The 12,402-nt window shown below is 69.7% G+C and carries 12 protein-coding genes; 9 read left to right on the top strand and 3 right to left on the bottom strand.

Annotated features, from left to right (window positions below; genetic code table 11):
* Positions 1 to 67 precede the first annotated feature (67 nt).
* From BV908_RS14415 to BV908_RS14405, 3 genes are all read left to right on the top strand, one after another.
* Positions 68 to 1,039, top strand: coding sequence for a tripartite tricarboxylate transporter substrate binding protein (locus tag BV908_RS14415; RefSeq protein ID WP_059400378.1), 972 nt, complete (start codon positions 68 to 70; stop codon positions 1,037 to 1,039).
* A 7-nt stretch (positions 1,040 to 1,046) separates the two neighbouring features.
* Entirely contained in the window at positions 1,047 to 2,021 is a 975-nt protein-coding gene (locus BV908_RS14410; protein ID WP_082136771.1) for an alpha/beta fold hydrolase, read from the top strand.
* A gap of 74 nt (positions 2,022 to 2,095) precedes the next feature.
* Positions 2,096 to 2,308 (top strand): hypothetical protein, encoded by a 213-nt coding sequence (locus BV908_RS14405; RefSeq protein ID WP_059400380.1) that lies wholly within the window; start codon positions 2,096 to 2,098, stop codon positions 2,306 to 2,308.
* Positions 2,309 to 2,428: 120 nt separating this feature from the next.
* On the opposite strand, the gene BV908_RS14400 is transcribed toward BV908_RS14405, so the two are convergent.
* A complete protein-coding gene (locus tag BV908_RS14400) occupies positions 2,429 to 3,430 on the bottom strand; it encodes a LysR family transcriptional regulator (protein ID WP_059400381.1) in 1,002 nt (333 codons plus the stop codon).
* Between the two features lie 112 nt (positions 3,431 to 3,542).
* A complete protein-coding gene (locus tag BV908_RS14395) occupies positions 3,543 to 5,765 on the bottom strand; it encodes an endonuclease (protein ID WP_139222804.1) in 2,223 nt (740 codons plus the stop codon).
* A 229-nt stretch (positions 5,766 to 5,994) separates the two neighbouring features.
* On the opposite strand from BV908_RS14395, the gene BV908_RS14390 reads away from it, so the two are divergent.
* The 6 genes from BV908_RS14390 (at position 5,995) to BV908_RS14365 (ending at position 11,147) form a co-directional block, all read left to right on the top strand.
* Positions 5,995 to 6,972, top strand: a complete 978-nt coding sequence (locus BV908_RS14390) for a tripartite tricarboxylate transporter substrate-binding protein (protein ID WP_063840195.1) — start codon at positions 5,995 to 5,997, stop codon at positions 6,970 to 6,972.
* A 309-nt stretch (positions 6,973 to 7,281) separates the two neighbouring features.
* On the top strand, positions 7,282 to 8,229 hold the full coding sequence (locus BV908_RS14385) for a hypothetical protein (RefSeq protein WP_139222805.1): 948 nt from the start codon (positions 7,282 to 7,284) through the stop codon (positions 8,227 to 8,229).
* A gap of 303 nt (positions 8,230 to 8,532) precedes the next feature.
* Positions 8,533 to 9,246 (top strand): autoinducer binding domain-containing protein, encoded by a 714-nt coding sequence (locus BV908_RS14380; RefSeq protein WP_059400385.1) that lies wholly within the window; start codon positions 8,533 to 8,535, stop codon positions 9,244 to 9,246.
* Between the two features lie 99 nt (positions 9,247 to 9,345).
* Positions 9,346 to 9,765, top strand: a complete 420-nt coding sequence (locus BV908_RS14375) for a DUF4902 domain-containing protein (protein WP_059400386.1) — start codon at positions 9,346 to 9,348, stop codon at positions 9,763 to 9,765.
* A gap of 48 nt (positions 9,766 to 9,813) precedes the next feature.
* On the top strand, positions 9,814 to 10,416 hold the full coding sequence (locus BV908_RS14370; RefSeq protein ID WP_092939581.1) for an acyl-homoserine-lactone synthase: 603 nt from the start codon (positions 9,814 to 9,816) through the stop codon (positions 10,414 to 10,416).
* A gap of 86 nt (positions 10,417 to 10,502) precedes the next feature.
* On the top strand, positions 10,503 to 11,147 hold the full coding sequence (locus BV908_RS14365; RefSeq protein WP_139222806.1) for a hypothetical protein: 645 nt from the start codon (positions 10,503 to 10,505) through the stop codon (positions 11,145 to 11,147).
* 89 nt (positions 11,148 to 11,236) lie between these two features.
* Here the strand turns inward: BV908_RS14365 and BV908_RS14360 are convergent, their stop codons facing one another.
* Positions 11,237 to 11,962, bottom strand: coding sequence for a TetR/AcrR family transcriptional regulator (locus tag BV908_RS14360; protein WP_082136773.1), 726 nt, complete (start codon positions 11,960 to 11,962; stop codon positions 11,237 to 11,239).
* Positions 11,963 to 12,402: the final 440 nt, after the last annotated feature.

Below are 12,402 nucleotides of genomic sequence, written 5' to 3'. Positions count from 1 at the left end.
GTCGTTGGGCGTCGCGCCGAGCCGTTCCTAAGATGGCTGTGGATTCGCCCACAACAAGGAGACACGCATGCTTCGTCAGTTCGTTCGATTCATTGCCGCCGCGCTCGCGTTTGGCGCGTGCGGCGTTCAAGCTCAGCCGCAGACGGGTTTTCCGGTCAAGCCCGTTCGCATCGTGATTCCCTACCCGGCGGGAGGACCAGTCGATGCTGCGGGCCGCCAGATTGCCAAGGGCATGCAGGAGATGCTCAAGCAGCCCGTGATCGTCGACAACAAGCCGGGAGCCAGCAGCACCATTGGCAGCGCCGAGGTTGCACGGGCCCCAGCGGACGGCCATACGGTGCTTCTGACGCTGGCCGATAGCTTTACCTACGTTCCTCACCTCTTCAAGAAGCTGCCCTACGACCCCTTTAAGGACTTCGCATTCGTCACCCAGTTGGCGCTGACACCGCCTGTGCTGATCTTGCGGACCGACGCGGGTGTCTCAGGGCTGAAGCAAATTGGCCCGGGCGGTGCTGCGCTCAACTACGGCACGTGGGGCCCAGGGAGCTACCCGCACCTGATCGGCTCGGCGCTAGCCCGGCAGACGCGCGGCAACCTGACCATCGTCGCCTACAAAGGAGGTGCGCCCGCCGCGCAGGATCTCATGGGCGGACATATCCAGATGACGATCGCCAGCATTCCGCAGGCTTTGGACATCCAGCAGAAGGGCCTTGCCACCATTTCCGCCATCGCCGGCACGCAGCGTTCACCGCTGATCCCCGACGTCCCCACCTTCGTCGAGCTGGGCTTCACCGATCCGACTTTCGCGGTCCCGATCTGGCTGGGCCTGGCCGCACCCGCCGGAACTCCCGTGTCCGTGGTGAGCCGGCTTCGGGATGCCGCGGTCGCGGCGCTGAAGCTGCCGGAGACGCAGAAGTTCCTCCAAGGCTTCGGATGGCGCGCGCTGGGCAACTCGCCGTCCGAGTTCCGCGCGGCGGTGGAGCGCGAGGGGCCTGTGATCGCGGAAGCCATGAGGCTCGCGGGCGTACAGCCGGAGTAGCCGAGCGATGCCGTCGAAGGGTTGTACCCATGCCGAGGAGTGGCGCATCCCCAGCACCTCGGATCCTGATGCGTGTCTGTTTGTCCGAAGGCGCGGCAAGCCCGGATCGGTGCCCGCGGTGTTGGTTCACGGCTTCTTTCAGCCGGGGTCGGCCATCCTGGACGTTCCCGGCTATTCGCTCCAGCAGGCGCTTGCGGACGCGGGGCTGCGTGTCTATCTGTTCGATCTTCGTGGCTATGGCCGTTCGAGCCGCCCGGCCTTCATGGAAGTCCCGCCCCAGCACAGCCGCCCTGCGCTGGGCTGCATGGCCGATGCGGTCGCAGACCTCGCCGACGTCGTGGCGTTCGTGCGAAAGCAAGAGGACGTCGCCTGCGTGGACCTGATCGGCTATTCGTGGGGCACGGCTCGCAGCGCCAACTTCACGCTGGCGGCCCCGGGGTGCGTGCGCCGCCTGGCCCTCTACGCGCCGGTCTGGCGCCCCGCCGCTGGCGCCGCGGCGAACGTCGGTGACGGCAAGGTCCCCCCAAACCTCGACCCCCGCCTTGGCGGCTACACCGTCGTGTTGCGTGGTGCGCTGAGGCGTGGATGGGACTGGGAGATTGGCGCTGCCGACGCGGCGGAGTATCGAGACCCCGCTGCGCTGGCGTGTGCGGAAAGCTCGCTGATGGATTCCGACCAAGGGCGTGGCAGCTCTGCCGAAGGCTTCCGCGCACCCATGGGCCCAAAGGTGGATGCGCTTCAGGTGCTCCGGGGAGGACAGCTCTTCGATGCACCCCGGCTGCGCCACGACCTCCTTCTGGTGCGAGGCGCGCAGGACAAGCTCTCGAGCGAGGGTGATGCCGCGGCCCTCTTTGAGTCTCTCGGGTCGCCGCACAAGCGGCTCGTGACCATAGACCGGGGTACGCACCTTCTGCATCTGGAGCATGCGCGGTGGCGGCTGGTGGACGAACTGGCGGGATTCCTCGCGGGCGACAGGGTGTGAACTGCGCGGTCGGACTGTGGCCTCCAGTCATCCGCGTCCCGGGTTCCGCGAGCCCGTAGTTCGCTCTCGGGCTGGTGGGCTCCATCAAGACGCGCATCTGCGTGGACACGCTGCAGCGCGCCTCCGCGGCGGGCATGGTCGACGCGTGCGGCGTACTCGCCGCCATGAACAACATGGGCAGCGTCGATCTCGGGGGCTTCACCGCGAATTTCTCGGCCTCGCCCTCCGCCGCCTCCGACCGGGTCGACGTCGTCGTGCGGGCGCGCAGCGGGCACCTGCTGAAATAGCACGGGCCGCCGTTCGTTTCCCGCCTACGCCCGCGAGCAAGTGCGCGTGCGACCGCTGCGCCAGCAGTTCTCCAGTGCATCGCACCGATCGCCGATGGGCCGTGTCCGTGCGAACCGGCCCTAGTCGCGGCGCGAGGGCCGCCGGGCCGCCGGCGATGCGCTGGCGGTCCCTGAGCGGCCGGGGGTCGCTTGACCGCCTCGCGCCGAAGCCCCGGTACGGAGGACATCGATCAGCATGTCCATGGACGCGGTCCGGGTGCGGTCCTTCAGCGTGACGAGCCCCATGGCCACGGCAAGCGGGTTCTGGTCTTCCAGCTGCGACAACTCGCGCACCTGGAGGCTGCACAGCCCACAGCCCGGGCGCTCCGCGCCCATGGCCTGCGGCGCGGCGAGGATGACGGCATCGGTCCGAAGCGCGTACTCGCGCAGGACGATGACGCTCTCGCATTCCAAGGCCAGCGGCAGCATTCCCTTCTCGTCGCGGGCGATCAGCTTCGCCAGCCGGGCGCTCAGGATCGCGGGGATATGGACGGAGGCGAGCCGCTGCGCCCGCAGCTCCCCGAGGGTCACGGTCGCGCGGCCGGCCAGGGGATGGCCTTCGCGGCACATCAGGCTGAGCCGCATGCGCCCGATCGGCTCGACCGCGCAGCGTTCATGGTCGATGAGCTCGCGCACATCGGCGACGAAGAAGTCGAGTTGCTCCTCCATCAGCCTTCTTTGCAGCTCCCGGGTGTGCGCGACGTCCAGCCGCACGCCGACGCGCGGGTGGGCTTGCTGGAACGCGGCGATGGCGGGGAGCACCACCGCCGGCGCGGACAGCGGGCCCGCGCCCACGACCAGGTCGCCGAGCTCGCCCGTGCGCAGGAGCCGCAGCTCCTCGGACAGCTCCTCGCTGCTCAGCAGGAGCCTTTTGGCCCTGGCGAGCACCCGCTCGCCTGCCATCGTGAGCCGGACCCCGTTCGCCCGCCGGTCGAAGAGGGGCATCGACACGGACTCCTCGAGGGCGGCGACGCTGCGGCTGAACGCGGAGGCCGACAGGAAGGCCCGCTCCGCCGCGCGCCCGAAGTGCTGTTCCTCGGACAGCAGCACCATGTGGTGGAGCTGTTTCAGGTTGATGGGCATCGCTGTCGCCTCCTGTGTTGCGCATGGCCGCCAGGCCCGCGCGCTCCCGGCATCCGCGCGGTTCACTCGCGGGACACGGGGTCCGCCAGATCCGGTGGGCCGCCATGGCGCTTCAGGGCGCGGCGGTCGCCGAGGCCGGCGCCTCGGTGCCGTCCTGCGGTGCCTGGGGGTCCTGGGCCGCGTCGAAGGATTCCTCGAGGAGCCGGGCCATGTCCTCCAGGTTCATCACGAACTGCGCGAACTCCAGCCGGCGGTCCTTGAGGGCGATGCCGCGCCTTGCGGGGGCCATGGCGGCATGCTGCGTCTGGAGTACGGACTTCCCATCCAGGTAGTCGAGCAGGTCGTCGACCTCGAAGGCCTCGGCGCGCCAGAAGCGGCGCGGCGGCTCTCCGGGACCTCTTCCCACGTAGCCGCGCACCAGCAAGTTGATCAGCTCGTGCGCCTGTCGCACCGGGTGGGCGCCGCAGCGGTAGCCGCTGAAGGCGCGGTTGGCCGTGACCACGCAGGTGCGCACGCGCGCCGGGGCGGTGGCGTCCCAGCCAAGCGCCTTGAAGAGCCGCGCCTGGTTGCCGGGTTCCGCGAGCCATAGGGCGCGGAGGTCCAGTTGCTCCTCTGCCTTCAGGACCAGGTCGTAGCTGTTGCGCAGCTCGTGCGGCGAGCACGGGTGGTAGGCGTTCTTGCATTCGATGACGAAGAGCACGCCATCGCGGTAGCAGAAGATGTCGGTCTCGCGCCTGCCGCTGATGTTGAAGTCGAAGCTCTCCCGCACGAGAAAGCCCGCTTGCCGCAGCGCCGTCGCCACGGCCACCTGCATCGGATCGTCGGCCGCCGCGGTCACGCCCTTGATCCCGCTGGCGTGCATGATGCTGCGCGCGAGGTTGGACTTGGCCACGATCGCCGGTGGAATGGCGATATAGTCGCCCTTGGGGTCCAGCGAGTGCACGAACGGCCGGTACTGGAGGTCGATGTACACGTTGGCGCCCGCCGCGGAGTTCGTCGTCGGCAGCGACAGCAGCGAGATCAGCTCCTGCGCCTTCTCTGGCGACATCACGACCTGCAGCATCCGCAGCAGATCCGCGCGTGGCGCGACCATCACGGTGGACCGAAGCCCCAGGACCCTGCGCTTCACTGGGTCGTCCACCGTTTCCAGCTTCTTGCGGAACATGGTGTCGATGAGGTTGAACAGCCGTTGCGCCTTGAGCAGGTCCATGATGGAGAGCTGCCCGCTGACCCGCAGGTCGGTGCTGCCGGGCGGCTGGAAGGTGTCGATCAGGGCGCCTTGGAGGAGAGGGAACTCCTCCAGGAACGGGCCGTCGACATTCAGGATCTCGATCAGCGGCGCAAGACTTGGCAGCGTGATCACGAACCGCTCTACGGGCTCTGTCCGGAGCGAAACGAACTCCAGCAGGCCGGCCTGGAAGAACGCGGACAGCGCGTCCTGGAACGAGGGCAGCTTCGGCTGCTCACCGCCCAGGTGCCGCTCGGACGAGGCCGCGCGTATCAGCAACTGCTGGTCGGCCTGGATGTAGCCCAGCCGGACGGATCGTTCGAATTCGGGATCGATGGCCGAGACCAGCACCCCGGCGGGGGTGGCTTGCGCCTTGTACGGAAGGCCATCGAGCAGGACCTCCGCGTCGATCAGCTCGTTGAGCCTCAGGGCGTCCACCAGCAGGCTGGAATAGACGCCCTCATGCGCCGATGCGGCGTGGTCGTCGGTCCAGGTCCACGTCCGGGCGCCGATGCCGGGACCGTCCCGCGAGATCATGTAGAGCCGGGAGAACGCCGATGCGAGCTCGGTGGCGCTCCAGCGCAGCGGCTGGCTCTCGTCGGCCTGCTCGCTGCCCAGCCAGTTGATGGAGAACGAGGAGTTGACGAGCGCCAGCAGGGTCTTGAGGGCCGCGCCTCGGCGCGCCTTCAGGCGGTCGACGATGCTCCGGTGGATCTGCCTCGCGGGCCCGGCGAGCGCCAGCAGCGCCTGCACGGACTGCAGGTACTGGACCTGCTCGGACGGCAGCGGCGAGGTCGCGGACAGTTCGAGCGCCGCCGCCACGATCTTCTTCAGGCAGCCGCCGTCGTATCCATAGCGCGAAGCGCGCAACAGGCCGTCCTTGCGCATGCGCGCGAGCCACGTGCTGCCGTCGAGGCGCAGCAGGGCCAACGTGGACGCCACGGCGTCGCGGCGGTCGTTCGCTGCGATGCACCCGGCCAGGCGCTCGTAGAGAGCCTTGGCCTCTTCACGCGTGGCGGTGGGCGCCGGCAGTGCCTGGGCCGCCGCCGCCATGGCGGACAGGGTCGGTGCCTTCAAGAGTTCGGCGATGCATGCGGCCAGGTCCAAGAGGGGCTCCTTCGTGTATTCAGCGCGGGCCTGGCCCGACCGGCCGCCTTCGTCGCCGGCTGCCGCGCCGTTGGCGCGCGGCACCTCCATCTTATTGCAAGGATTGCAACGCTAGGCGGCTTAAATTGCATTGGACGCAAGCTGCCGCCTTGGCTACTCTCCTGGCGAACACGGTACTGGGCGGCCCCGCGCGCACCGGCCCGCAACAAAAGAGACAAAGGAGACAGCGATGGCGTATTCGAGGAGAAGGATCCTGCAGGCCGGGTCGGCTGCGATGGCGCTGGCCGCGTCCGGTCCGCTGCGCGCGGCGCCGGGGCCCGAACTGGCGCGCATCCTCGTGGGCTTTCCGCCGGGCACGACCACGGATGTCGTTGCCCGCAAGATCGGGGACCGGCTCGTCAACGACTATGCGCCGGCCGTCGTGGTGGAAAGCCGCCTCGGGGCGGGCGGTCAGCTCGCCGTGGTCGCGGTCAAGGCCGCGGCGCCCGACGGCGCCAGCATTCTCGTCACCCCCATGTCGATGCTCGGCGTCTATCCGTTCACCTACCGCAAGCTTCCCTATGACCCGGCGGCGGATCTCGCGCCGGTGTCCATGGCCGCAACCCTCGATTGCGGCATCGCGGTCGGCCCCGCGGTCCCGGAGCAGGTGCGGACGGTGAACGACCTGATGGCCTGGTACAAGGCGCACCCGGACCGCGCCAGTATGGGCTCGCCCGCCACGGGGTCGACGCTGCATTTCGCGGCCATCTCGCTCGGCAGGGCGGCGGGCGTGGAGATCACCCACATCGGCTACAAGGGCTCCGGCGCGGCGATCACGGACATGATCGGCGGCAACCTTCCGGCGCTCTGCAGCCCGCTGGGCACTTTCCTGAACCAGCCCAGGCTGCGGCTCCTCGCGACGACCGGGTCCGAACGGAGCCGGTTCACGCCCAAGGTGCCCACGCTGGTGGAGCAGGGCTTCAAGAACATGGTGTTCCAGGAGTGGTACGGCGTCTACCTGCCCGCCGGGGCACCCGCGTTCGCGGTGCAGAAGCTCCATGCGGCCGTGCACCGCGCGCTGGCGTCCAAGGAGGTGGAGGAGAGCTTCGCGTCCTTCGGGATGGAGGTGTCGCCGTCCACGCCTGCGCAACTGACGGAGGCGCTGCGCGATGCCCAGAAGAAGTGGGAGCCGATCGTCAAGAGCATCGGCTTCAGCGCCGACAGCTGAAGCGCACGCTCCCGGCCCTGCCATCCGGCCGCGACCCGCCGCAGCCGCGCCGGCGCTGCGCGCGGCACCGGCAACCGCAGCGGCCCCTGGGTGCCGCCGCTGCATCCATCGCTTCGCCCGCACGCATCCGCCCGCACGCATCCGCCTGCACGCATCCCACTGCCTTACCCCGGGGTCGGCCGGCCGCCTTCGCCCGCGACACTGCGCGACCGCCCCGGCTGGCAGACCAGCCCGGGGCCCTGCGGCTGGCCACGGCCGGGGGTTGAAGCCCGGTGCGAGGCGTGGAAGATGCAGGCGGAGGTGTCAGACATGTCCTTTCGAATGCAGTTGGCCTCGCTCCCGGACGGCGCGGGGTCCTTTGAGGTGTTGAGCTTCGCGACGGTGCGTCGCCCGGCGCATGGCGCCGCGCGCCCCTTCGACCCCGTGCTCGCGGCCACCGTGGGCACGCAGCTGGAGTACGGCAACCTTTTTGCCTATCTGTTCCGCCGGTTCGGCTATCCCAACGAGCCCTGGGACCGGCGCAACGAGCTGGCGCGCTATCTGCTCTCGACGCGCCGCGCCGACTTGTTCCTCGGCGTGGCGCCCCGGCTCGACGGCCGCGCCGATCTCAGCCTGGTCTTCCTCGGCCCCGCGGGACTTGGACAGGCGGCCCGGTCCTTCTGCAGCGCGCCCGTCGAGGCCTGGGAGGGCAGGGCGATCGCGCACGGCGCCCCGAGGGACTGGCCGGGGTGGCTGGGGCCCGCCTCTGCCGCCTCCAGAGCAAGCACCGACCCGCCAGGGAACCCCGCGGACGGCCCGGCACGCCGGCTGCGCGAGGCGCTGCGGCCCCGGCCCGGCGATCCTCCCTCCGTGGCGCTGCGCAAGCGCCGGTACCTGCAGCGCTGCCATGAGCTCTACGCGCGCGTCGAGCCTGCGCCACGGCCGCTGCAGCGGCCCGCCGCATTGAAGGACTGGTCCGATGCGGATCCGCTCAAGCCCTACGCCCTGGCCGCCACACAGGCGCTGCGCGAGCTGAAGCGCGACGTGCGGCTTGGCGACGGCGCGATCGATGTGTTCGGGGCCCGGGCGCCCACTCGGCGCGCGCTCGCCGGCGCGGAGTCCGCCGACCTGTCCTGGAACGCGCTCGTGCCGCAGAACGCCCCGCTCGTCGCCGAGTTGCAGCGGGCGCTCGTGCGCCTCGGCAGAGGCGACGCGCGGCTGGGTGTGGCCCGCGCATTGGCCCTGCTGCAGCGCGAGCCCGGGCGCGCCAGCCGCTGAGGAGCGTCGCATGCAACCCACCGGACGACCGAACAGCGCCAGCGGCTGCCGTCCGGTGGCCTGCGTCTGCCCGCTCCAGGGGACGGTCCGCCGGAATAACCTGCCCGATTTCCGTGCAATCGCAGCAAAATCGGTAGTTGCGTTGCCCGGCACTGCGTGTCGGGCGGCCTGCCGACAGCAATATCCGCTGGCGGCGGGGAGTCGTTGGCCGCCCACAAGGTAGACCAGTGTGTTCCATGTCCATGCACGGTGCGCCCGCCGCCGTGGGGATTCTCTGGAAGGAGGGTGGGCGGGAGAAGAGCCATGGAGAACTGGGCGGGATCCCTGATGCAGGCCATCGACCCCGACGGCGCCGAGGACGAGGTGTTCGCCCATATCGCGTTCGCCGCCAGGGGCCTGGGCTTCGAGTGGTGCGCGTTCGGGCTGCGCGTGCCCCTGCCGGTGACCGATCCGAAGGTCATGCTGGTCAACGACTACCCCGCGGTGTGGCAGCACCGGTATCTCGAGGCGGGCTACGTGCGCGTCGACCCCACGGTGCTGCACGGGCGCAGCAGCCAGGTGCCGCTCGTCTGGAGCGAACAGGTCTTCGCATCGACCCCGGGGCTGTGGTCCGAGGCGCAGTCCGCAGGCCTGCGCTACGGCTGGTGCCAGTCGAGCCTGGACGCGTACGGGGTGACGAGCATGCTCAGCCTGTCGCGCTCGTCCGAGCCGATCACCGGCACGGAGATGGCGGACAAGCGGATGCAGATGTCCTGGCTGGTGAACATCGCGCACATGGCACTGGGCCGCCACTTCAAGCCCAGGCTGTACGGACCGCCGGGCGCCGACCTGACGGCCCGGGAGACGGAAGTGCTCAAATGGACCATCGACGGCAAGACCGCCGGGGAGATCGCGCTCATCCTCTCGATCAGCATCGATACGGTGAACTACCACGTCAAGAACGCGACCCTCAAGATGAATTCGCCCAACAAGGCAACCGCCGCCGTTCGCGCGCTCGCGATGGGCCTGCTGTCGTGAGAAGCGCAGCGACGGTTTGACGGGCCGCCGCCGCTCTCCGAAACTGTCGGGTGCGCGCGGCGGAGCGCCCGGCCCGCGGCATAGGCGCACGATGACGACATGACATGGCAATACGGTCCCGCGTACGGTGAAGGTCCCTGGCTGTCCAGCACGGATGGCTTTGTGCGGCTGTCGCTGGACGCCATGCTCGACCTTCGGCTGGAGCACATGCTTTCGCGGCTGGAACAGGACCCCCAGGACATTGCGCGGTGCGGCGCACAGACCGCGATCTGCGGCTACAGCGAGTGGTTCAGCCGCGCCGCGCCGTGCCTGAGCATCGGCTGGGACTGGCGGCTGGTGTGCGCGCCGGGCGTGCTCGGGCTGGCGCGCGTGGGCTGGCCCCGCAGCAACGTCATGTTGATCGACCGGCATGGCGCCGACTACGCCTGGCGGCGCAATCTCGAAGTCCTGGGCACCGTGGTGGACGCGCTGCCGTGGCGCGACAACCCGCGGCAGGTCCTGTTGCGCTGCACGCTATAAGTGTCCTCCAGCAGTTGGTAGTACCGCAAAGCGCGGGCTGACGATGCAATGGCGGCTCGTCAGTCGTTGCTGGAGGCCGATGTGGAGATTATTGAAGGCACCCCGAGGTCCCTGTCGCCGGAATTGTTCGAGGGCATTGCGCGTTACCGGCACAAGGTGTTCATCGAGACGCTCGGATGGGAGCTTCCGGCCCGCGAGGGGCTGGAGCTGGACCAGTTCGACCGCCCCGACACCATCTATCTGGCCGCCCGCGAGTACGACGGCCGCCTGGTCGGCACCGCCCGCCTGATGCCGACCGACAAGCCCTATCTGCTCGGCGAGGTGTTCCCGCAGCTGATGGGGGGCGTCGAGCCGCCGCGGCGCGCCGACGTCTGGGAACTGTCGCGTTTCGCGGCCGTGGATTTCGCGCAGGCGGGGGCCCATCCCCTGGGCCAGTTCTCGTCGCCGGTCACCCTGCAGCTGCTGCGCGAGGTGCTGCGTCTGGCGGCCGACAACGGCGTCCAGCGCCTGATCACGGTGTCTCCGCTCGGCGTGGAACGGCTGCTGCGGCGAGCCGGCTGTGCCGCCCACCGCGCGGCGCCGCCGGTGGTGATCGGCGGGCAACCGCTCTTCGCGTGCTGGGTCGAAGTGCAGGGACGGCTGTCGAGCTGATGGACCCCATGTGCGATCCCACATGCAGGTTGCCGGCAGATCTCGGTCCGCCTGGCGCCCCACCGCCGCCGTCTGCGGCAGCCGACATGGCGCCGGATGCCCGTGAACCGGGTCCGCGGCGCGCAGGCGCCGCGGTGCAGCCGCCACAGACCCATGGCCAGCTTTCGCTCCTGATCACCGATGGGGCGGTATGGGACCTTCGGCGCGCCGCCCGGCGCAGCGGATGCCGTCTCGCCGAAATGCTGCTGGCGATGTTCGGCCTGGCGCTCGACCGGCAAGGACTGCATGGGGAGGCATCGATCACCGTTCTTTGGCCGGAACCGGGCCAGGGTGGGGCGATGCAGCGCGGCGTCGCCGGTGGCGCCGTGCAGCCGCGCGACGAGACGGCCATGCCGAAGGACATGCGCCGGGCGATCGCGGGCGGTGCTGGCCCCGGCATGGCATACGCCGACGCGCGGGGCGGCGTGGCTTTCCGGTACACGCGGTGCTGGCTGGGAGAGGCGACCATCGCGCGGCTGCTCGAGTCCGACGCGTCAGGTGATCGGGGCGGTGATGGCGGGTTCGATCTGCTGCTCGCGATCAGCGAGTTCGATGACGAACTGCTGCTGGAATGCTTCTACCGGACCGCTGCGACGACCGAACCGTCCGCCCGCCAGTTGCTGCAGGCTTATGTGAGCGACCTTGCAGACATCGCGCGCTCGTCTTCCGAGCCCACCGGCGCACGTGGCTGATCCCCTGGGCCGACCCCTGCCGGCCCGGGACGCGAGGTGCTTCGTCGGCGGGCCGGTTGGAGAGAGGCAAAGGCCGAAGCAGGAGGAACTCACGCCGCGGGCGACGGTACCGATGGCGTGGCGCGCCAACCGTGCAGCAGTGCCTCGACGTGCAGGCTGAGAAAGCGCTGCTGGTCGAAGTCGTTGGGCTGCGGGGTGCGCAGTCCTCCCGCATGCTCCCACAGCGAGAGGAAGAGCATGGGTGCGAGCACGAGCTTGACGGCGTATTGCATTTCGGGAATGCGCAGCTCGCCGCGTTCGACACCCCGCCGCAGGATGCGGCCGACCAGTTCGTTGCCGGGCTCGATGACCTCGCGCCGGTAGAAGTCCGACAGCTCGGGGAAGTTCTGTGCCTCGCACAGCATCAGCTTGGAGATGCCCGCGGCCGGCGTGTCCCCCACGCGCCGCCACCACACCTGCATGCAGTAACGCAGCAGTTCTTCCGTGCTGCCCTCGAAGCTGTCCAGCTCGCGGCCCCATTCGGCGAAGCGTCCTGCGATGACCTCGCGCACCACGGCCTTGAGCAAGTCTTCCTTGGTGGAGAAGTACAGGAACAGCGTGCCCTTGGAGACGCCCGCCCGGGCTGCCACTTCGTCGACGCGGGTGGCGGCGAACCCCTTCTCGACGAACAGCGCGAGCGCCGCCTCCAGCAATTCGCCCGGGCGCGCCTGCTTGCGCCGCTCGAACCTGGAGCCTGTCGCGGAAATGGAAGTGGTGGAGTCCAACGTGCGGTTCTTCTTGTGATCGTGCGGTGGTTGATTGGGCCACACCTGCATGCGGCGTCAATCCGGAGGTACCTGGGGCAGTTCGGGCGCGGCGGAGTCGGCTGCGGCCCCGCGCCGCCCGGCATCGGGACGGGCAGGGCCGCGGCACCGGCCTCAGGGCGCGGTCCGTGACGCCTCGCGATGCCGCGCCCGCAGGTGCATGCGCATGCGCCGCGCGTGCTCGCCCTGCGGGTCCGGCAGCAGATGCTGCTGGATCTGCCAAGCCGCAGCGTCTCCAGCACGGCGCTTTCGGCCTGTGGATCCCACAGCACGGACGGGGCGCCGGTAGCGGCTCGCCGGGCGCGGCGCTAGAGGGCACGTGCCCCCGGGGAAGGAAGTGCCGCAGTTGCGACCTTGACGCGGCCACAGGGCGTGCTGCAGCGTATCCGCCGGGATAAGGAGCCAGCGCCGGAAGCCTGGAATCGTTGCCGGTCCCGCGGCGGCACTTGCTC

Source organism: Diaphorobacter sp. LR2014-1, from assembly GCF_002916785.1.
GTDB classification, from domain to species: domain Bacteria; phylum Pseudomonadota; class Gammaproteobacteria; order Burkholderiales; family Burkholderiaceae_C; genus Diaphorobacter; species Diaphorobacter nitroreducens.
The sequence above is the reverse complement of the archived record's forward strand: the minus strand, read 5'-3'. Positions and strand labels throughout refer to the sequence as shown.